Genomic DNA, 20,092 nt, shown 5'->3' with positions numbered 1-20,092 from the left:
TTTATAGTAAATTAAGTACTTTTTCTACTTTGATTCCTTTATCTTGTAAAGAACGAAGGCGATTTACAACGTCCATAATTTCTTTGTCAAATGTAACGCTAATACCTTGGCTTTGTAGTTCTTCTTTTAAGCTTTCAATAGAATCATCTATGTCGATGCCAAGCTCGTAATCTTGACAAACTTCAATTGTCTTTTTCACGAGTTTAACATAATTTTCTTGTAGTTTTGAATTTGTTTCAGTCAAAGCAGGCTGCTTCGGTTTTGCAGGAGCAACCGGTGCTGTCTCTTGCTTTGTAACTGGAGTAGGGACCGCTTTTTTCACAGGCGCTGGAGTAACTAGTTCTACAGCTGCTTCTACGCTTACTGGCTTCGGTGTCGGTACCGGAGTAGGCTTAGGTGCCATAGCAGGTGTTTCCACACGCGTAACAGGCTTAGGAGCAGGCGTAATTGCTTTTGGAGCTTCTACAACTACTTCCTTTTTCGGTGCTGCTTCTACCTGTGTTTCTTCTTGCTCGGCAGCTTCTTTATTTTCTTTACTCCACATAACGCGTTCAATTTCTAGAGAAACATTGTTTTTGTTCATCGCTGTTAATGTAACTTTACCAACTTCAGCGTTTCCAGTGAAATCAACAATTTTATAAATAACACTCTTGTTCCAATCCACGTTTCCGCTCAAAAATAATTCTTCGTTACATTTCGGCGTTAAGCCCTCGATTTTAATTTCTGCGTTTACACCGTTTTCACTATATACCATAATTAGCGAAGCATTTACATCTTCGTCTGCTAACATTAGTTCACGTACCATTTTGCCGGTGCGTACTTGCGTTTTCTTCTTAACTGACATCTAATTTCTCCTCTCAAAAATTCAGTAATAATAAAAAAATCGTATAACGAAAAATAATTGCTCACGAAGATTTATGATACCGATAATAAAAGCATCACGTCAACAATTAACTTTAATTATTTTGCATTTTTCTTATTTTCTTTATGAAATTTTTCAATTTGTAAAATTAGACAGAAGAAAAAACAGCCTTTTGAAGGGCTGTTAAAAATTTGATTTTTTATATAGTAATTTATATAAAATAAAAAATAAGATAGCAATTAAAGCATTTTGCCAAAAGTTTAGATGATAAATGAGATAAGGTTGCTTTTGGAAATAAATATTTAAGAATACAGCGGAACAAAATGGAGTAGCAAATGCGAATCCAAATAGAATTCTTCTTTTCCAATTTATTTTCTGATTAAAGGAGTAACGCTTTAATAAATATAAAATAAATAGTATACCTAGTATAATTATTGAAACAGACAAAGTAGTTCCAAGGATGCTAAAAGGCGGACTTGATAATGTATTGTTTTTTTCAAAGAAAAACATAAAAAATGAAATAATTGCATTTATGCCAAACTGTATAGCAAGAAGTAAGCTAATAGAAAATCCAATTAAAGAGGCTTTTTCTAACTTTGTTTGAGTTGGTAAAGCTGATATAAGTTCATCGCAATAAGATTGTAAATTATCTCCAAAGATGTCATAAGCGTTTTTATTTTCTGCTTGTGCTTCGATGAGGTGATCTAATATTTCTAGTAACAGTTCTTCCATTTGTTGCTCTGGCACGTTAGATAAACGAAGATAAACTAACATATCGCTATAAGCAACTTCATTTTCAGGTGTTAGAAGCTCACGTTTTTTATTATTCAATTCAATCATGTCTTGTGCATTCATCCCTATCACTCCCCCTGTAATAAGTTATTTACCGTAGTTGAAACCATTCCCCAGCTTTGTTTAAATTCTTCAAGCTGCTCTAATCCTTTATTGGTTACGTGATAATATTTTCGTTTTGGACCGAGTGAGGAGGCTTTTAATGTTCCTTCAATCAATTTTTCTTTTTGCATACGTAACAATAACGGATATATGCTTCCTTCGCTTACGAATGTAAATCCGTGTTTATTTAATTTTGTGCTCAGTTCATATCCGTACACTTCTTCTTGTGAAATGATGTATAGGATGCAACCTTCTAGTACACCTTTTAACATTTGGCTGTGCATGATTTCACCACCTTTTACTCAGGTAACTTGCGTTGCAAGGTAGCTGTTATCCAAATTATAACATTCAGTAACTTGCAACGCAAGTTACTGAAGTGGAAAACTTTAATGCGTGTTAATTTTTCAACGTTTCCCATACTAACGAGAGGGAGGGAAGTACATGAAACCATTTATGCCAAAACTCGTTTACTTTGAACCAAAGGCACTTGAATATCCGCTTGGAAAAGAGCTTTATGAGAAGTTTACGAAGATGGGATTAGAAATTCGTGAAACGACATCACATAATCAAATTAGAAATTTGCCAGGAGAAAATGATTTGCAAAAGTATCGTAATGCAAAGGCTACACTTGTCGTTGGAGTAAGGAAGACGCTAAAGTTTGATACGTCAAAACCGTCAGCTGAATATGCAATTCCGCTCGCAACAGGGTGTATGGGACATTGTCATTATTGCTATTTGCAAACAACACTTGGGAGTAAGCCTTACGTTCGTGTGTATGTCAATCTTGATGAAATATTTGAGAAGGCAAAGCAATATATGGATGAAAGGGCACCTGAAATAACAAGATTTGAAGCAGCGTGTACATCAGACATTGTTGGGATTGATCATTTAACACATGCATTAAAGCGGGCGATTGAATTCATTGGAGAAAGTGAATATGGGCGCTTACGTTTCGTCACGAAATATTCGCACGTTGATCATTTATTAGATGCAAAGCATAATGGGAAAACTCGTTTCAGGTTTAGTATAAATTCACGATATGTAATTAAAAATTTTGAACCAGGGACATCGCCATTTGAGGAGCGAATTGAGGCGGCACGTAAAGTAGCAGGTGCAGGTTATCCACTTGGTTTTATAGTCGCGCCACTTTATATGCATGAAGGATGGGAAGAAGGATATCGTGAACTATTTGAGCGACTGTACAATGCGCTGAAAGATGTGACGATACCAAATTTAACGTTTGAATTAATTCAGCATCGTTTTACGAAACCAGCGAAAAAGGTTATTCAAGAGCGTTATCCAAATACGAAGCTTGAAATGGATGAAGAGAAGCGGAAGTATAAATGGGGACGATATGGCATCGGAAAATATGTATATAAAAAGGATGATGCAGCAGTATTGGAAGAAACGATAAGAGGTTATATAAATGAATTTTTTCCTAATGCAGAAATACAATATTTTACTTAAGGGGGGTCTGTATGCAAATACAGATTCTTTTTTGTTTTATATATTTAGGCTCGTTTTCAACTTGTCACGTTATTCTTTCTGGTGTATCATTTTATTGATTGCTTCGTACGGAATAAGCAAAATGAACTTGGATGGAGGAAACCGATGCCTACCCCTAGTATGGAAGATTATATTGAACAAATTTATTTGTTGATTGATGAAAAGGGTTACGCCCGCGTATCTGATATTGCTGAAGCGCTTAGTGTACATCCATCCTCTGTAACAAAAATGGTGCAAAAATTAGACAAAGATGAATATCTAATTTATGAAAAATATAGAGGGCTTGTATTAACAACAAAAGGTAAAAAAATCGGAGAACGTCTCGTATATCGTCATGACTTGCTAGAGCAATTTATGCGTATTATCGGTGTGGATGAAAGTAAAATTTACAATGATGTAGAAGGAATTGAACATCATTTAAGTTGGGAAGCGATTGATCGCATTGGTGATTTAGTGCAATACTTTGAACAAGATACAGTCCGAGTGGAAACACTTCGCGGTGTTCAAAGAGCAAATGAAGAGAAAAGTAATTAAGGGGAACGTATGGCGTTTCCTTTTTTATTTCAATTCGAAAAGGATGGGAGAATTATGAAAGCAATTATTTTTGATTTTGATGGATTAATTGTGGATACAGAAACGATATGGTTTCACTCTTTCAGAGATGCTGTTCGTGAATACGGCGGGGAACTACCTTTAGAGGAATTTGCGAAATGCATTGGAACAACAGATGAGGTACTTTATACATATTTAAATGATCAATTAAAAGAGAAGTTTAACAAAAGTGTATTAAAAGAAAAAGTGGCAACTTTACATAAAGAGAAAATGAGAATACCAGAAGCTCGTGACGGGGTAAAAGAATATTTAGAAGAAGCGAAAGAAATGGGATTAAAAATTGCACTAGCTTCTAGTTCTTCTAGAGAATGGGTTATTCATTTTTTAGAAGAGCTACAAATTCGAGAATATTTTGAAGTAATTAAAACGAGAGAAGATGTTGAGAAGGTAAAACCAGATCCAGCTCTTTATCGAGTTGCAATAGAAGAATTAGGAATTAAGCCATCTGAAGCTGTTGTATTTGAAGACTCATTAAATGGATTGAGAGCAGCAGTTGCAGCGGGATTAACGTGCGTTGTGGTACCTAATGATGTGACACGGAATTTACCGTTTGAAAATCATCATCTTCGAATTGAAAGTATGAGAGAGAAAAGTTTAAAAGAAGTGCTTCAAAGTATAAAAAAAGACCGTATTTCCTAAAAGGAAGCACGGTCTTTCTTTTTGCTTTTTTTGCCTTCAATGACAGTTAAATGAGACTGTTTTCTTTTTCGTTTCAAAGTGGAAGAATTCCCTTTTTTACTTTTGTCATTAGAAGTATTTGACTTAAAGAAAGAATTGCCTAGGGGTGCTACATTTTGTTTCCCATGTTTGCGGTTCGATTGTTTTGCCGCACGCTTATATGAGCTTTGCGAATTTGCGGAACCACTGGAATTTGTAAACATCTTGTATAGCAAGTAAAAGATACCGACAACAAGTAACATGTACCCGATATTTCTTAATACACCCATGGGATTTGTAATAACAGATGAAACAAGGCCGAATATTGCCAATCCGATAATAAGCACAAATATAGCGAAAGTAAACGAACGACCGTTCATAAGGGACACCTCCTAAAAACATATATTGAAATTAGTATATTAACGATGAGGAAAGGAGTTGAACACCATTTTTAAATAATTATTGTTTGTTCTCTAAACGTAATAATTCTTCAAACGATGCAATTGCTACTTCCACTTGATCATCTGTTGGTTCTTTCGTTGTTAATAGTTGTAGCCATAATCCAGGATATCCAAGTACGCGTAATACGGGAATGTCTCGTAATCGATTTGTAAATTGCAATACTTCAAAAGAAATACCAAGTACAACTGGAATTAATAAAATTCTGTTTATAACTCGTGCCCAAAGAGGATCTGTAGGGACTAGGAAATAAACGAACATTCCAATAATGACTGTAAATATAATAAAGCTACTGCCGCATCTATAATGGAGACGAGTTTGCTTTTGAACGTTTTCTACAGTCAGAGGAAGGTTATTCTCGTAAGCATTGATTACCTTATGCTCTGCACCGTGATACTGAAATACCCGCTTAATAAGTGGGGTTAAAGAAATAAAGTATATATAGCTCAATAATAGCATGAGCTTAATGACACTTTCGACAATGATTTGCCCAGTATGAGATGGGAAAATCGGTCTCGTTAATTCAGCTAATAGTGCAGGAACTGCTGTGAAAATGACTTTACCGAATATAAAAGATAAAACGCCAACAGCTGCAACTCCTAATACCATCGTTAATTTTGATTGTTCTTCTTTTTTATTTGCAATTTGTTCATCATCTTCTGGGTGGACGTCAAATCGTTCTGAAGCGAAGTTTAAATGCTTTGCTCCATTCGCACTTGCATCCACAATAGCGGCAATCCCTCGTAAAAATGGAATTTTTTTTAGGGTAGATAGTACTTTATTACGAACGCGTGGTAATCGATAAAATTCAATCGATTTATCTTTACGACGAACCGCTGTAACAGTATATTCTCTACCGCCAAACATAACTCCTTCTATGACCGCTTGCCCACCATATATTTGTTTTGACTCTTCTGCCATGTTAACACCAACCTGTATTTGTTTCTCTCTTATGTAGAAAAAGAGGCAATTGTCATACTGGGTTCTGTCGTTTTGAAATAAGACAATCACCGAGTTTCCTTTATTTTATCGGCAAATACAAGTAGATGACAAGGGAAAATGTTATGAGAGTCGGACATTTCTTATTCTTTTTATAGACAAATTTCGCAGGATTTAAACATGCTTCAAAATAGTTTCGGGCATACTATTGAGCGGAGGTGTCGATGTGAGTCAAGAACAATTAGGAACAAGGAATTTTGTGCAGATTGGTTTGTTTGGTGGAATCTTTTGGGGCGGGATCTGGTATTTCCTTCATATATTTTCATTCACGGAGGCGGGACCGAATTATTTCCTTTTACCATTTGCGTTTGGAAGTTGGAAAGAGGGTGTATGGGGCAATGTGTTCGGAATAGTGTGTATGGGACTTCTTTCAATTTTGATCGCCTTTTTGTATAAAGCATTTTTTGCGAAGTTTGAAGGGATTATAGCGGGAATTATTTATGGGCTATTTTGGTGGGCACTACTGTTTTTGGGGATGGGTTTAATGGCTCCTGTTATTAAAAGTGCGCTCCATTTACCAAAAGAGACAATTGTGACGACAATATGTATTTTTATATTGTATGGTGTGTTTATAGCATATTCTGTTTCTTACGCAGTAAATAGCAATAAAGCAGAACAAGAAGGGCAAGAGAAGACGAACTATTCAAATAAGTAACTCCTATGTTAAAATATTGTATAGATATTTAATATTAAGGAGTTTTAAGAATATGAAAAAGTTACTCCTCGTAAACGGTCCTAACCTAAATCGCCTCGGTGTTCGTGAGGTAAATGTATATGGAAAGGGCACGCTAGCGACACTTGAAGCAGATATGAAGCAAGAAGCAGAAACAATGGGAGTGGAGTTAGAATGTTTCCAATCGAATCATGAAGGTGCCATTATCGACATTATTCATGAAGCGGAAGATATATATGAAGGGATCATTTTAAATCCGGGAGCATTTACGCATTATAGCTATGCGATTCGTGATGCCATTGCGAGCATTTCGATTCCTGTTATTGAAGTACATATTTCTAACATTCATCAGCGTGAATCGTTCCGTCATGAATCTGTGACGGCAGCTGTTTGTGCAGGTCAAATTGTAGGATTTGGTTTTTATGGCTATAAGTTAGCATTATTTGCATTAATGGAGAAATTGAGGGAGGCATAAAGTAATGGAGAAAATTGAAAGATTACGAAGTGCATTTGATGAGGCTGGCATTGACGGTATTTTGTTAACAAATGAACATAGTCGTAGATATATGGCTAACTTCACAGGAACAGCAGGCGTTGTTCTTATTTCAAAAGATCGTGCTCAATTTATTACAGATTTCCGTTACGTCGAGCAGGCAAGTAAACAAGCGGTTGGATATGAGGTTGTACAGCACGCAGGATTGATCATTGATGAAGTGGCAAAGCAAGTGAAAGAGCTTGGAATTCAAAAACTTGGTTTTGAGCAAGATACTCTTACATATAGTTCTTATTCAGTGCATAAGGAAGCGATTGATGCTGAATTTATCCCGACTTCTGGACTTGTAGAAAAGTTACGCTTGATAAAGACTGATTCAGAGATTAAGATATTAAAGGAAGCTGCACAGATTGCAGATGCTGCCTTTGAGCATATTCTATCATTCATTCGCCCGGGAGTATCTGAAATTGAAGTGTCAAATGAACTTGAATTTTTCATGAGAAAACAAGGAGCAACATCTTCTTCGTTTGATATTATCGTTGCTTCAGGTCTTCGTTCGGCATTACCGCACGGCGTGGCATCTGAAAAAGTGATAGAAACAGGAGATTTCGTTACATTAGACTTCGGCGCTTATTACAAAGGATATTGTTCTGATATTACTCGTACGATTGCAGTCGGTGAACCATCTGATAAATTAAAAGAAATTTATAATATCGTTTTAGAAGCACAACTACGTGGTGTGAACGGTATTAAAGCTGGTTTAACAGGTCGCGAGGCTGATGCGCTAACGCGTGACTACATAACGGAAAAAGGATATGGTGAATACTTTGGACACTCTACTGGTCATGGAATAGGTCTTGAAATCCATGAAGCACCAGGTTTAGCGTTCCGTTCTGATACAGTACTTGAACCAGGTATGGCTGTAACAGTAGAGCCAGGTATTTATATTCCAGGTATTGGCGGCGTACGTATTGAAGATGATATCATTGTGACAAGTGAAGGTAATGAAGTAATTACGAAATCACCAAAAGAACTTATTATTTTGTAATACACAGGAGGATTTTTTTACATGATTTCAGTAAACGATTTTCGTACAGGTTTAACAATTTCAGTGGACAATGCCCTTTGGCAAGTACTTGATTTCCAACACGTAAAGCCAGGTAAAGGTGCTGCATTCGTTCGTTCTAAACTACGTAATCTTCGCACAGGTTCTGTTCAAGAGAAAACATTCCGTGCAGGTGAGAAAGTAGAAAAAGCACACATCGAAAACCGTCGTATGCAATACTTATACGCAAGCGGTGAGGCTCACGTATTTATGGATAACGGAACTTATGAGCAAATCGAACTTGGTGAAAAACAAATCGAGCGCGAGCTTAAATTCCTAAAAGAAAACATGGAAGTAGCAATTATGACTTACCAAGGCGAAGTACTTGGTGTTGAACTTCCAAACACAGTTGAATTACAAGTTACAGAAACAGAGCCTGGTATTAAAGGTGATACTGCTTCTAACGTAACAAAACCAGCTACATTAGAAACTGGTCTTGTTGTACAAGTACCAATCTTCATTAACGAAGGCGAAATGCTTATCATCAACACTGGTGAAGGTAAATACGTTTCTCGTGCATAGTAAAAAAACACTCGTGATAATTCACGAGTGTTTTTTTTATAGGAAATAGGGTAGATAGTAAATAGCTGTTACTATAAAACTGACTAAAACAAGTGAAAGAGTACCCATAATAGATGGAGTCAAAACAATTTGAAATGGTTTTATTTCGCCAGTCTCAACGCCAGTTAATGTTTTGCTTATTGCGTGATCTGTAATGTTATTTCTATGGTTACTCATAATAATTAACCACATAATTGCAAATATTGCTAAACTACCAAGGAAAAAGGTCTCTATAAATGACCAACCGACTAATAATGAAAAAAGATAAATAAGAGCTAATTCTACTACAACGGTTAAAATAATTTTCAATGCCTTCATATTTTTCCTCCTCATTCTGTAATTTCAACCAGTTTAAAAAATTTTCACGTGACACGACATGCAGAGAGCAAGGTGACCTTACTTCTTTCTCTAGTGCAGCGTGTTCGTCTGGAAACTTGTTTTCCACATGCAATGAAATATAGGATAGTTTTTCTTGTGCTTTTAGTGAGCGGATATTATTCGTTTTAGCACCAGCAAATACGTAGGAAAGTTGTAAGTCTAAAAAGGCGATTTTAAAGATTTCTTTTTTAGCAGCCTCGTTATAGCCTTTTCCCCAGTATGGATAGCCAATCCAACTACCAATGTGAGATTGCTTTTTTTCATTATTAATATGTTTAAGTGTGGTGAGGCCAATTATTTCATTTTCTTCATTCACAATCATTCTCGATAAGGATTTCTTTTGACGCTCTTCTTCTATTGCGAAAAGAAGAAATGTTTTCGTGTCTTCGATGTTTTCTACCGTTATCCCCAATGCATTTTTTATATGTGGATCACTTGATAGCTCGAAAATCACATTTGTATAGCATAAATCTAGTGGTAATAAAGTGACGTGCTGCATGGTTTAAACCCCTTTCAAACTAAATATACCATAATATACCATAAAATAATACGAATATTCAGATTCTAATTCGGACTTTAGAGAAAAATTATGTTTTTACTTCTGAAATAGACAACCTCTGCATATGGTTGTACAAATATATTCTTTTTTAGAATACGAAGTTAGTAACTGTTACGGGAGAAGGTGGAAGAATGAAACAGTGGCTAGCGGCAATGGAAACATCCGTGCTTGTTATGGGGGCACTTCGATTATTTTCAGGTAGTGCGGAGATATTTGCTGCTTTGCTTATGCTTTATGTGAATGATGCGAAGAAAGCGTTGTTTATAAATGGTATGTTGGCGTTTGTTGGACCTACCGTATTAATTTTAACAATGACAATTGGGATAGCAAGTGTAGCAAGTGAAATTTCTTTCTTGAAGCTCTTTTTTCTAGCGCTTGGAATTTGCTGTATTTTTATCGCATTACTGAAATAGTAAGTCGAGTATAGTGGGGAGAAGCCGATGAAAGAGGTATTAGAAGTTTTACCAAAAACGATGAAGTACTTAATTGAAGAATGTAAGCAATACGATGCTTTAGAGGAAATTCGTGTTCGAATTGGAAGGCCGCTAGAGTGTATTGCACACGGAAAGGTGTTTTTTTATGACTATATCACTACTGCAGAGGATGCTATTTACTTATTGAATAAATTAAGTCAATTCTCAATTTATACGATGGAAGAGGAATTAAAACGTGGGTATGTGACGCTTCGCGGGGGGCATAGAATCGGGTTAGCAGGAAAAGTCATTACAGAAAAAAGCGCAGTGAAAATGATTCGTGATGTCTCTTCCTTTAATATTCGTATTGCTCGTCAAAAAATAGGGATTGCTGAACCGCTTTTGCCATATTTGTATGAAAAAAGGTGGTTAAACACGATGGTAATTGGCCCTCCCCAAACGGGAAAAACGACACTTTTAAGAGATGTAGCACGTTGCATGAGTCAAGGGGTAAGTGCTTCGGAAATTCCTTCCTGTAAAGTGGGGATCGTTGATGAACGTTCAGAAATTGCTGGCTGTGTGAAAGGAATCCCGCAATATGATTTTGGTACCCGAGTCGATGTGTTAGACGCATGTCCAAAGGCAGAAGGAATGATGATGATGATTCGTTCTATGAGTCCTGATATTTTGATCGTAGATGAAATTGGCCGTAAAGAAGATAGTGAAGCAATTATGGAGGCAGTGCATGCAGGTGTTCAGCTTTTTATAAGCGCACACGGATTTTCCTATGAGGATGTTGTGAGACGTCCATCGCTCAAGGCAGTGCTAGAGCTTGGTATATTTGATAGGTTTGTGGAGTTGTCAAAAGCGAGGGGTCCAGGAACGGTTATGCAGGTGAAAGATAAATATGGAAAACCAGTGTTATCAAATAGAAAGGCTGAGGGCGTATGGTGAAAATATTTGGTGCAGTGTTAATCGTTGCGGTCAGCACCTTTTTCGGGTTTTCGTACGCTAAAAGATACAGTGAGAGGCCGAGGCAACTTAGGTTATTAAAATCAGCACTTCAATCATTAGAGGCAGAAATTATGTATGGACACACACCTTTATCTGAGGCTGCCGAGCGATTAGTTAAACAAATGCCAAAGCCATTAAATTGGATATTTCAAAGTTTCGCTAAAAAACTAGAAAGTGGAGAACAAACGGTAAGGGAAGCTTGGATAGATAGTTTGAAAGAGAATTGGAAGTTGACGGCTTTTCAACAAACCGAGTATGAAATACTGCAGCAATTTGGTGAAACGCTCGGGCAACATGATCGTGAATCACAACAAAAACATATTCGCTTATGTATTACACATTTGGAGAGAGAAGAAGAGGAAGCGAAAGCTTTACAACTGCAATACGAAAAAATGATTAAGAGCTTAGGGGTACTAGCAGGGCTACTAATTGTAATTTTACTGCTATAGGGGGGAGAAAGGCGATGTCCATTGATGTTGGATTAATATTTCAAATCGCCGGAATCGGCATTGTTTTAGCTTTCATTCATACTGTACTAAAAGAATTGAAGCGTGAGGATATTGCAAATTGGGTTATCCTTGTCGGTTTTGTCGTCATTTTATTTCATGTTGCATTTTTAATTAATACGCTATTCGACAAGATTAAAAGTGTCTTTCTCTTCCAGTAAAGGAGGCGGTTCGAATCGAAATTATACAAATTGTCGGATTAGGCCTCGTTGCTACGTTTTTAGCTGCTGTTTTGAACCAGCATAAATCTAGTATTACATCTTTATTTATTGTGTTCGTAGGTAGCGTGATGTTTCTAATTTTAATCGATCAAATTCATTCTATTTTACAAATGATTGAGAGAGTAGCGAGTGAAGCGAAAGTTAGTAACGTCTACGTGGAAACGTTACTAAAGATTATTGGAATTGCTTATATTGCCGAGTTTGGAGCTCAAATTACAAAAGATGCTGGTCAAGGTGCCATCGCTTCGAAAATTGAACTTGCTGGGAAAATCTTAATTCTCGTTATGGCAATTCCTATTTTGACGGTTGTAATTGAAACTATTCTCGGATTTTTACCGACGGGATAAGGGGGAGTGAATGTTGAGGAGGTTTGGAGCTAAGCTGCTATTTGCTTGCTTCCTTTTCTTTTCTTTACCGGTTGTTGTACAAGCTTCTCCTGTAGAAACAAACGTCGTTGATCAACAATTGGATAAGCTCGGAATTGAAGATGTGAAGCAATTTTGGGACGGGCTTGTTACAAAATATGGAGGCTATTTGCCAGAGAGTCAAAAAGGGAGTTTTATGGAGTTTGTAAAGGGAGAAAAAGAATTCTCTCTAAAAGAGTGGATGATAGGGTTATTAAAATATTTATTTCATGAGCTTGCAGCTAATGGAAAACTGCTTGGCACACTCATTATGCTCACAATCTTTAGTGCATTGTTGCAATCACTGCAATCCGCTTTTTCAAAAAGTAGTGTAAGTAAAATTGCTGATGCTGTTGTATATATGGTACTTATTATTTTTGCTTTAAATAGTTTTTATGTCGTTATGACATATGCAAGAGAAACGATACAAACAATGGTAGATTTCATATTAGCGCTATTGCCAATTTTATTGGCGCTTATAGCGACTGGTGGCGGGGTTGTATCTGTATCTTTCTTTCATCCGATTATCATTTTCTTAATGAATACAAGCGGGCTTCTTATGAATTATATCGTTCTACCGCTTTTATTACTGGCAACGATATTAAGTATTGTAAGTACAATGAGTGATCAATATAAAGTGACGAAATTGTCCAAGCTTCTGCAAAACGTTAGCGTTGGGATTATCGGTATTTTCTTAACGATTTTTTTAGGAGTATTATCTGTACAAGGAACAGCAACAGCCGTTGCTGATGGAATAGCTGTGAAAACTGCTAAATTTGTAACAGGGAACTTCATTCCAGTAGTCGGAAGGATGTTTACAGAAGCGGCAGATACTGTTATTAGCGCATCAGGATTATTGAAAAACACAGTCGGAATTATTGGGCTCGTCATTTTATGTTTAATTGTTGCTTTTCCAGCGATTCAAATTTTCTGTATCGCATTTATTTATAAATTCGCAGCAGCAGTATTGCAACCGGTTGGCGGCGGAGCAATTATTCAATGCTTAGACATTATTGGACGAAGCATCATTTACGTATTTGCTTGCTTAGCTATCGTATCATTTATGTTCTTTTTAAGTATTACAATTATTATTGCTGCGGGGAATATTACACTTATGATGCGGTAGGAGGTGAAGAGTATGCAATTTGTTACAGAGTGGATCAGAAATATTATCGTTTTTTTGCTCTTAGCGACAATGCTTCATCTTATTCTTCCAAATTCGAATTTGCAAAAATACGTTAAATTCGTTGTAAGTCTTTTGTTAGTCGTATTAATTTTAACACCCCTTTTTAAACTATTGCAGACAGATGTAAATGAAGTAATTGCAAATTTTAATGAAGAAAAGTACGTAGCAGAAGGATCTGTAAAAAATTCAATAGATTCGAAGAAAAAAGAAATACAAGCTCTAACACGTGCATATAGTTTAGAAGAGATGGCTACCAAAATGAAAAAAGAAGTAGGAAAAGAGTTTGAGAAACAGTATGGTATGTCAGTCTCTGAAATACAAATAGTCGCAGCGGAAAGCACAGCGGAAGTAAAGTCAGCGAAAGATATTCAATCTGTTGTTGTGACGTTAAAAGAAAAAGAACGTAGTAAAAATGATGCAATCGAAACAGTAAAACCAGTTGAAATTAACACGAAAGAACCACCGAAAAAAGTAGAGGAAACGAATGTAGAAATGAAAGACTTCTTTTCAAGCAGGTGGCAACTAGAGAATAAACAAATCCAAGTTCAAATGGAAGGGAGGACAGGTAGAGTAAATGGACAATAAAGATAAAAATTCGAAGTTCTCATTTTTTCGAAACTTATTGAATGGAGATGAAAAAGAAAGTAATGAGAAGGGAAGAAAGGTAACACCTAAGTTCTTACTTGTCCTACTCATACTTGGAATTTTGCTTATGTTTTCTAGTAGTTTTTTTTCAAGTAAAAAAGAAGAAGTACCTGTATTTAAAGAACAAAAAACTCAAAACCAGGAAAAAGATGTACCAACTTTTGGACAAAAAAATAATGATAATATGTCAAATGTAGAAAAATATGAAAAAGCGTATGAACAAGAATTAAAAACTGCTTTAGAAGAAATAGCAGGAGTAAAAGACGTAACGATTAAAGTGAATTTAGATTCATCTGAAGAAAAAATTTTAGAAAAAAATACAGTGAAACGCTCACAAACAACAGGTGAAACAGATAAAACAGGCGGTAAGAGAGAAGTAGAGGACGAGTCTCTTGATGAAAAGACTGTCATTATACGTGAAGGGGATAAAGAAACTCCTGTTGTTTTACGAACAGAGAAGCCGAAAGTACGTGGTGTTCTTGTCGTAGCAAAGGGAGTGGATAATATACAAGTTAAAGCAATGGTAAAAGAAGCTGTGATAAGGCTGCTAGATGTACCGGCCCATCGCGTTTCAGTTTCACCGAAAAATTGATAGGGAGGAAATAAAGTGTTAAAAAAACAAACAGTTTGGTTATTAACGATGTTAAGTTTAGTTGTTGTACTATCTGTGTATTACGTGACAACTCCTGACAAAATGAATACAGCATCGCCGGCAACAGGTGAAAAGATTGGACAAGAAAAACAAGGTACTGATAAAGCAGTAACAAACGAAGCGCCTAAAGAAACTCCGAAAAAAGAAAATACAAGCAAGGAAACAACAAATAAAGAAACAGACAAAAAAGAAAATGCAAAAAAAGAAACAAGTAAAAAAGAGGGCAATGTATCAGTTCAATCAAGTGATGAGAATTTCACAGCTTTACGTATGCAAATGGAAGATCAGCGTAGTGAACAAAAAGCAAAATTACAAGAAGTGATGAGTTCAACAAAAGCTTCAGCAACAGAAAAGAATAAAGCGAAAGAAAATTTTGATGCCATTACGACAATGGAAACGAAGCAAGAATTACTTGAGACAGTAATTAAATCTCAAGGAGGATATCCAGATGCTCTTGTAAGAGCTGATGGCACTGATATTAGAGTAACGGTTAAAGCGGCAAAACATTCACAGAAAGAAGCAAATAAAATTATTCAACTTGTAAGAAGTGAAGGCGGATCAAAAGATGTAGGTGTGAAATTTGATCCACCAGCGAAATAAGTGAAACTTTAATCCGTAGGGATTTCCCTGCGGATTATTATCTTTTACTAAGCAAAGGGTATGCAAATAGTAAAATAGAGTATGCAAGTAAATGTGTGAATAGAAAAAAGCTATCATTTTCGATAGCTTTTTTCTATGTCGTCTTTGTAATTATTTTTACTATGTTCAACTCGGAATGGAGAAACACGTTGTGAGTAAAAGATTAATGGTTCATGGTACTGATGATTACTTTTTCCGGATTTGACGTGGATGAAAAGAACGCATGCCCAAACGATTACGGCAGGTAAAAAGAGAATGAGCCATATCATATTTCCACACCTCAACACAATATATTTTCTACACTTTGAACATACTATTCTTATATGAAGGAATGATGAACGGCGTGTAAACAAAAAAATAATATTTGGTAAAAATATGTTATTGACTATAGTTGTGGTGAAGAGTGAGGAGGGAATGGCATGTTTGCTTTGTAACGTTTTGCAAAAGTAGTGAATGTTTTTTAAGAAGTGGTCTTGCCAATTTCATGTGAAACTTGGTATTATTACTAGGTATTAAATTTTTATTGGAATAATATTTTTACAGGAATTTCGATTTATTATAAAGAAATATAAATTGGAATGTTTAAAAAATTTATCGTAAGATGGAAATAGTAAATATTTCTATTAGTTAATGAAATATATTTTCTAATAGAGTACATCGTATTTTTACAGTCAATCTAGTTTTCGTGACGAGAATCTGTAAAAACGGGACAAACAAGAGTATGGGAGTGGATTTTACATGTTTAAAATTCAAGAAGTTCGTGAATTAATTAAATTAATTGATAGCTCTAATATTGATGAATTTGAATACAAAAAAGACGGTACAACAATCAAAATGAAAAAGCGTGGTAATGAAGTTGTTGCTGTGCAAGCACCTGCAGCAAAACAAGCTATGCAACCAGTAGCGCCTGTTGAAGTTGAAACGACAGTAGCAGCAGCGCAAGCAGAAGTGCCAAAACAAGAAGAGAAGAAGGTTGTTCAAAATGAAAACCTACATAAAATCACATCACCGATGGTAGGTACATTCTATTCTTCTTCTTCGCCTGATACACCTCCATATGTAAGTGTTGGGGATAGAGTATCGAAAGATTCTATCGTATGTATTGTCGAGGCTATGAAGTTATTTAACGAAATTGATGCTGATGTAGAGGGCGAAATTGTTGAAATTCTTGTTAATAACGGACAGCTTGTTGAATATGGACAACCGCTATTTCTTGTAAAAGCGTAATAAGGGAGTCTTTGTGATGATAAAAAAAGTATTAATAGCCAATCGTGGGGAAATTGCTGTACGAATTATTCGTGCTTGTAAAGAAATGGATATTGAAACAGTTGCAATTTATTCAGAAGCAGATAAAGAGTCACTTCACGTACAGATTGCAGACGAGGCGTATTGTGTAGGACCAACGATTTCGAAAGAAAGCTATTTAAATTTGACAAACATTATTAGCGTTGCGAAGTTAACAGGCTGCGATGCTATTCATCCGGGATACGGATTTTTAGCAGAGAATGCAGATTTCGCAGAGTTATGCCGTGAATGTAACTTGATTTTTATCGGTCCAAGTCCAGAAGCTATTTCAAAGATGGGCACAAAAGACGTTGCTCGTGATACAATGAAAGAAGCAGGGGTTCCGATTGTACCAGGTTCACAAGGGATTATTAAAAATACCGAAGAAGCGATTGAGCTTGCTAATCAAATTGGATATCCAGTTATTATTAAAGCGACTGCAGGTGGCGGTGGAAAAGGTATTCGTGTTGCACGCCATGAAGAAGAGCTTATAAAAGGAATTCAAATTACACAGCAAGAAGCTAGTACCGCTTTTGGGAACCCTGGTGTATACTTAGAAAAGTACGTTGAAGATTTCCGCCATGTTGAGATTCAAATAATGGCAGATACACACGGAAATGCCATTCATTTAGGAGAGCGTGATTGTACAATTCAGCGCCGTTTGCAAAAACTATTAGAAGAAAGTCCATCACCTGCACTTGATGAAGAGATTCGCAAGCAGATGGGTGAAGCGGCAGTTAAAGCGGCGGTAGCGGTTGATTATACAGGTGCTGGTACGGTTGAGTTTATTTATGAATATAAAACGAAAACCTTTTACTTCATGGAGATGAATACGAGAATTCAGGTTGAGCATCCGGTTACTGAAATGGTAACAGGAATGGACTTAATTAAAGAACAAATTCTTGTTGCTTCAGGAGAAAAGTTATCGTTACAGCAAGAAGAAGTACAATTTAATGGTTGGGCAATTGAATGTCGAATTAATGCGGAAAACCCTGCCAAAAAATTTATGCCATCTCCAGGTAAAGTAGAAATGTACTTACCACCAGGAGGATTTGGTATTCGCGTCGATTCAGCTGTATATCCGGGATATTCAATCCCACCTTTCTATGATTCGATGGTTGCTAAATTAATTGTTCACGGAAAAACACGTGAAGAGGCAATTGCAAAAATGAAGCGCGCACTTAGTGAATTTGTCATTGAAGGCGTACATACAACAATCCCGTTCCATTTGCAATTGCTAGATCATCCTGATTTTGTAAAAGGTGAGTTTAATACGAAATTTTTGGAAGAGCATGAACTTGTGACGCAGTGATACATTAAAGGAGGTTTTTTTCATGGCTGAACATATGTTAGATATGGGTCAAGATACAACTCTTGGTAAAGTAGAAATTGCACCAGAAGTAATTGAAGTAATTGCAGGTATTGCAGCTGCTGAAGTAGAAGGTGTAGCGGCAATGCGCGGTAATTTTGCTACAGATGTTGTTGAGAAGTTAGGTAAGAAAAATCATGGTAAAGGTGTAAAGGTTGAATTAGCAAACGAAGATATTATCGTTGACCTTTATGTTGTAATGTATTTTGGTGTAGCAATTCCAGTTGTTGCACAAAAGATTCAAGACAATATTCGCCAAGCACTCTTTACAATGACAGGACTTGAGCCAAAAGAAGTGAATGTTCACATCGTTGGCGTAACATTCGAAACACAAAAAACAGAAATCGAACCAGTGTAAGAATGAAAAGGTGCCTAGTAACATAGGCATCTTTTTTATCGTTTCATTTCTTCACAAATTACAACCCTCTAATTATTATACTATTTCAAAAAATAAGAAATAAACAAGAAAATGTGTCGTTTTTCCAAAAAACGTACATTGTGATAAGATATGGAACTTGAAGTTAATCTTTTTATTATTTTTCAGCCTTGTAACCCGTGTGTGAAACGATAAATTGTGTTATTATCATTGTATTATAAGGTTGGAAAATCAATGAAAACTGTAAGAGTAAGTGAATTGACGGCTTATAAATTATAATAATATAACAAAGTATAAGGAAAGACTTGAAGCATAAAGGAGAGTTACAATGAAACGTAGGACGGCTAGAGAAAGAGCAATGCAAGCATTATACCAAATGGATATTACAGGTGAATTAGAACCGAAAGTAGCAGTGGAAAACACGCTAGATGAAGGCGAAGAAACAAATGAGTTTCTAGAGTCACTTGTAGTAGGTTTTGTAGAAAATAAAGAAGCAATCGATGAAGCGATTCGTCAAAATTTAAAAAAGTGGAAGCTTGAGCGTATTAGTATTGTTGATCGCAGTATTTTACGTGTAGCTGTGTATGAAATGAAATACATGGAAGAAATTCCACACAACGTAACAATTAACGAAGCAATTGAAATTGCTAAAACATTTGGGGATGAGGAATCTCGTCGTTTTATTAACGGCGTTTTATCTAATATAAAAGATACACTGTAAATTCTTTAAGGGGGAATCTTAAAATGGTAGCAGTAATCATCAAAGGAAATGAAGTTGCGGAGAAAAAACGAGCACAATTAACAGAAGAAGTTGTGAAGTTGAAAGAGCAAGGTATTGTACCAGGATTAGCAGTTATTTTAGTTGGAGAAGATCCAGCATCTCGTTCTTATGTGAAAGGAAAAGAAAAAGGCTGTGAACAAGTAGGGATTTACTCAGAGCTAATTGAACTTCCTGAAACAATTACTGAGGAACGTTTGCTTGCTGAAATCGATCGCTTAAATGGCGATGACCGTATTAATGGCATATTAGTGCAATTACCTTTACCAAAACATATTGAAGAAAAAGCTATCATTGAAAGAATTTCACCAGAAAAGGATGTAGACGGATTTCACCCAATCAGCGTGGGACGTATGATGACGGGACAAGATACATTCCTTCCATGTACACCGCATGGTATTGTAGAATTAGTAAAAGAAACAAATCTTGATATTTCTGGAAAACATGTAGTAGTAATTGGAAGAAGTAATATTGTCGGTAAACCAGTGGGGCAATTGTTTTTAAATGAAAATGCCACTGTCACATATTGTCATTCTAAGACGCAAAATATGAAAGAGTTATCGAAGTTAGCTGATATTTTAATCGTAGCTGTTGGACGACCTAAAATGATAACAGCGGATTATATTAAAGAAGGGGCGGTTGTAATTGACGTTGGTGTTAACCGTTTAGAAACAGGAAAACTTTGTGGTGATGTTGACTTTGACAACGTGTTAGATGTTGCGGGTTACATTACACCTGTGCCAAAGGGTGTTGGTCCAATGACAATCACAATGCTTCTTCATAATACTGTTGAATCTGCCAAACGTGCAGGTGTCGTTTGTAAATAATTTGAGTCGGCTATGAGGAG

The 20,092-nt window shown here is 36.1% G+C and carries 28 protein-coding genes and 1 pseudogene; 21 read left to right on the top strand and 8 right to left on the bottom strand.

The features are described 5' to 3' along the window. Position 1: 1 nt before the first annotated feature. The 3 genes from ACTFN4_RS03485 to ACTFN4_RS03475 form a co-directional block, all read right to left on the bottom strand. Positions 2–844: a hypothetical protein gene (locus ACTFN4_RS03485; RefSeq protein WP_000111898.1), complete on the bottom strand. Its 843-nt coding sequence runs from the start codon at positions 842–844 to the stop codon at positions 2–4. 201 nt (positions 845–1,045) lie between these two features. Then, on the bottom strand, positions 1,046–1,717 hold the full coding sequence (locus ACTFN4_RS03480; RefSeq protein WP_000993580.1) for a DUF1129 family protein: 672 nt from the start codon (positions 1,715–1,717) through the stop codon (positions 1,046–1,048). Positions 1,718–1,722: 5 nt separating this feature from the next. Then, positions 1,723–2,040, bottom strand: a complete 318-nt coding sequence (locus ACTFN4_RS03475; RefSeq protein WP_000556087.1) for a PadR family transcriptional regulator — start codon at positions 2,038–2,040, stop codon at positions 1,723–1,725. Between the two features lie 157 nt (positions 2,041–2,197). Here ACTFN4_RS03475 and splB point away from each other — a divergent pair, with 157 nt between their 5' ends. The 3 genes from splB to ACTFN4_RS03460 all read left to right on the top strand — a co-directional run bounded on the left by splB (position 2,198) and on the right by ACTFN4_RS03460 (position 4,513). After that, a complete protein-coding gene (gene splB / locus ACTFN4_RS03470; RefSeq protein ID WP_000802110.1) occupies positions 2,198–3,223 on the top strand; it encodes a spore photoproduct lyase in 1,026 nt (341 codons plus the stop codon). A 144-nt stretch (positions 3,224–3,367) separates the two neighbouring features. Then, positions 3,368–3,796: a transcriptional regulator MntR gene (gene mntR, locus ACTFN4_RS03465; protein ID WP_001143085.1), complete on the top strand. Its 429-nt coding sequence runs from the start codon at positions 3,368–3,370 to the stop codon at positions 3,794–3,796. Positions 3,797–3,850: 54 nt separating this feature from the next. Then, positions 3,851–4,513, top strand: a complete 663-nt coding sequence (locus ACTFN4_RS03460; RefSeq protein WP_025687934.1) for an HAD family hydrolase — start codon at positions 3,851–3,853, stop codon at positions 4,511–4,513. Here the strand turns inward: ACTFN4_RS03460 and ACTFN4_RS03455 are convergent. Together ACTFN4_RS03455 and ACTFN4_RS03450 are read right to left on the bottom strand one after the other, a co-directional pair. Next, entirely contained in the window at positions 4,510–4,911 is a 402-nt protein-coding gene (locus tag ACTFN4_RS03455) for an SA1362 family protein (RefSeq protein WP_001014463.1), read from the bottom strand. The genes ACTFN4_RS03460 and ACTFN4_RS03455 overlap by 4 nt on opposite strands. 79 nt (positions 4,912–4,990) lie before the next feature. Beyond that, on the bottom strand, positions 4,991–5,911 hold the full coding sequence (locus ACTFN4_RS03450; RefSeq protein ID WP_000807121.1) for a DUF1385 domain-containing protein: 921 nt from the start codon (positions 5,909–5,911) through the stop codon (positions 4,991–4,993). Positions 5,912–6,155: 244 nt separating this feature from the next. Between ACTFN4_RS03450 and ACTFN4_RS03445 the strand changes: the two genes are divergently transcribed. Genes ACTFN4_RS03445 through efp form a run of 4 tightly spaced genes read left to right on the top strand, consistent with a single transcriptional unit; the run spans position 6,156 to position 8,782 of the window. Further along, entirely contained in the window at positions 6,156–6,644 is a 489-nt protein-coding gene (locus ACTFN4_RS03445; RefSeq protein ID WP_000076881.1) for a YqhR family membrane protein, read from the top strand. A gap of 52 nt (positions 6,645–6,696) precedes the next feature. Next, on the top strand, positions 6,697–7,137 hold the full coding sequence (gene aroQ, locus ACTFN4_RS03440) for a type II 3-dehydroquinate dehydratase (protein ID WP_000735140.1): 441 nt from the start codon (positions 6,697–6,699) through the stop codon (positions 7,135–7,137). Between the two features lie 4 nt (positions 7,138–7,141). After that, complete coding sequence (pepQ, locus tag ACTFN4_RS03435) at positions 7,142–8,203, top strand: Xaa-Pro dipeptidase (protein ID WP_000411040.1); 1,062 nt, start codon at positions 7,142–7,144, stop codon at positions 8,201–8,203. A gap of 21 nt (positions 8,204–8,224) precedes the next feature. Further along, positions 8,225–8,782: an elongation factor P gene (gene efp / locus ACTFN4_RS03430; RefSeq protein WP_000626516.1), complete on the top strand. Its 558-nt coding sequence runs from the start codon at positions 8,225–8,227 to the stop codon at positions 8,780–8,782. Positions 8,783–8,818: 36 nt separating this feature from the next. On the opposite strand, the gene ACTFN4_RS03425 is transcribed toward efp, so the two are convergent. Both ACTFN4_RS03425 and ACTFN4_RS03420 read right to left on the bottom strand, forming a co-directional pair. Further along, positions 8,819–9,139 carry a hypothetical protein gene (locus ACTFN4_RS03425; RefSeq protein WP_439962083.1) on the bottom strand — a complete coding sequence of 107 codons (321 nt, stop codon included), beginning with the start codon at positions 9,137–9,139 and terminating at the stop codon, positions 8,819–8,821. Beyond that, positions 9,123–9,698 (bottom strand): annotated as a pseudogene (locus ACTFN4_RS03420) (GNAT family N-acetyltransferase); the annotation flags it as partial. The gene ACTFN4_RS03425 and the pseudogene ACTFN4_RS03420, both read right to left, overlap by 17 nt. Before the next feature lie 191 nt (positions 9,699–9,889). Here ACTFN4_RS03420 and ACTFN4_RS03415 point away from each other — a divergent pair. The 9 genes from ACTFN4_RS03415 to ACTFN4_RS03375 are packed head-to-tail and all read left to right on the top strand — an operon-like array spanning position 9,890 to position 15,399. Then, complete coding sequence (locus ACTFN4_RS03415) at positions 9,890–10,171, top strand: YqhV family protein (protein WP_000816050.1); 282 nt, start codon at positions 9,890–9,892, stop codon at positions 10,169–10,171. A 27-nt stretch (positions 10,172–10,198) separates the two neighbouring features. Then, a complete protein-coding gene (spoIIIAA, locus tag ACTFN4_RS03410) occupies positions 10,199–11,125 on the top strand; it encodes a stage III sporulation protein AA (RefSeq protein ID WP_000665905.1) in 927 nt (308 codons plus the stop codon). Next, a complete protein-coding gene (gene spoIIIAB / locus ACTFN4_RS03405) occupies positions 11,119–11,634 on the top strand; it encodes a stage III sporulation protein SpoIIIAB (protein WP_000238702.1) in 516 nt (171 codons plus the stop codon). The genes spoIIIAA and spoIIIAB overlap by 7 nt, the downstream gene beginning before the upstream one ends. Before the next feature lie 14 nt (positions 11,635–11,648). Beyond that, positions 11,649–11,852, top strand: coding sequence for a stage III sporulation protein AC (gene spoIIIAC, locus ACTFN4_RS03400; RefSeq protein WP_000020914.1), 204 nt, complete (start codon positions 11,649–11,651; stop codon positions 11,850–11,852). A 23-nt stretch (positions 11,853–11,875) separates the two neighbouring features. Next, the gene (gene spoIIIAD / locus ACTFN4_RS03395; RefSeq protein WP_077393170.1) at positions 11,876–12,259 is read left to right on the top strand and encodes a stage III sporulation protein AD; all 384 of its coding nucleotides are present in this window, start codon (positions 11,876–11,878) and stop codon (positions 12,257–12,259) included. A 10-nt stretch (positions 12,260–12,269) separates the two neighbouring features. Next, positions 12,270–13,442: a stage III sporulation protein AE gene (spoIIIAE, locus tag ACTFN4_RS03390; RefSeq protein WP_000946110.1), complete on the top strand. Its 1,173-nt coding sequence runs from the start codon at positions 12,270–12,272 to the stop codon at positions 13,440–13,442. A 12-nt stretch (positions 13,443–13,454) separates the two neighbouring features. After that, entirely contained in the window at positions 13,455–14,087 is a 633-nt protein-coding gene (gene spoIIIAF / locus ACTFN4_RS03385) for a stage III sporulation protein AF (protein ID WP_001161052.1), read from the top strand. Next, entirely contained in the window at positions 14,077–14,739 is a 663-nt protein-coding gene (gene spoIIIAG / locus ACTFN4_RS03380) for a stage III sporulation protein AG (protein ID WP_000368880.1), read from the top strand. Before spoIIIAF ends, spoIIIAG begins: the two co-directional genes overlap by 11 nt. Before the next feature lie 15 nt (positions 14,740–14,754). Further along, the gene (locus ACTFN4_RS03375) at positions 14,755–15,399 is read left to right on the top strand and encodes a SpoIIIAH-like family protein (RefSeq protein ID WP_000914710.1); all 645 of its coding nucleotides are present in this window, start codon (positions 14,755–14,757) and stop codon (positions 15,397–15,399) included. Between the two features lie 113 nt (positions 15,400–15,512). Here the strand turns inward: ACTFN4_RS03375 and ACTFN4_RS03370 are convergent, their stop codons facing one another. Further along, a complete protein-coding gene (locus ACTFN4_RS03370; protein WP_002179810.1) occupies positions 15,513–15,707 on the bottom strand; it encodes a hypothetical protein in 195 nt (64 codons plus the stop codon). 469 nt (positions 15,708–16,176) lie between these two features. Between ACTFN4_RS03370 and accB the strand changes: the two genes are divergently transcribed. The 5 genes from accB to folD all read left to right on the top strand — a co-directional run bounded on the left by accB (position 16,177) and on the right by folD (position 20,072). Then, positions 16,177–16,665: an acetyl-CoA carboxylase biotin carboxyl carrier protein gene (gene accB / locus ACTFN4_RS03365; protein ID WP_000472866.1), complete on the top strand. Its 489-nt coding sequence runs from the start codon at positions 16,177–16,179 to the stop codon at positions 16,663–16,665. A gap of 16 nt (positions 16,666–16,681) precedes the next feature. Next, complete coding sequence (gene accC / locus ACTFN4_RS03360; RefSeq protein ID WP_000592871.1) at positions 16,682–18,034, top strand: acetyl-CoA carboxylase biotin carboxylase subunit; 1,353 nt, start codon at positions 16,682–16,684, stop codon at positions 18,032–18,034. 22 nt (positions 18,035–18,056) lie between these two features. Then, complete coding sequence (locus ACTFN4_RS03355; protein ID WP_000807630.1) at positions 18,057–18,449, top strand: Asp23/Gls24 family envelope stress response protein; 393 nt, start codon at positions 18,057–18,059, stop codon at positions 18,447–18,449. 346 nt (positions 18,450–18,795) lie between these two features. Then, entirely contained in the window at positions 18,796–19,188 is a 393-nt protein-coding gene (nusB, locus tag ACTFN4_RS03350) for a N utilization substance protein NusB (RefSeq protein WP_000830247.1), read from the top strand. Positions 19,189–19,211: 23 nt separating this feature from the next. Continuing rightward, positions 19,212–20,072, top strand: coding sequence for a bifunctional methylenetetrahydrofolate dehydrogenase/methenyltetrahydrofolate cyclohydrolase FolD (gene folD, locus ACTFN4_RS03345; protein ID WP_000226732.1), 861 nt, complete (start codon positions 19,212–19,214; stop codon positions 20,070–20,072). Positions 20,073–20,092 lie beyond the last annotated feature (20 nt).

It is taken from the genome of Bacillus cereus group sp. MYBK95-2, assembly GCF_051915225.1.
GTDB classification, from domain to species: domain Bacteria; phylum Bacillota; class Bacilli; order Bacillales; family Bacillaceae_G; genus Bacillus_A; species Bacillus_A cereus.
Note: the sequence above shows the minus strand (reverse complement) of the source record. Positions and strands in the feature narration are given on the sequence as shown.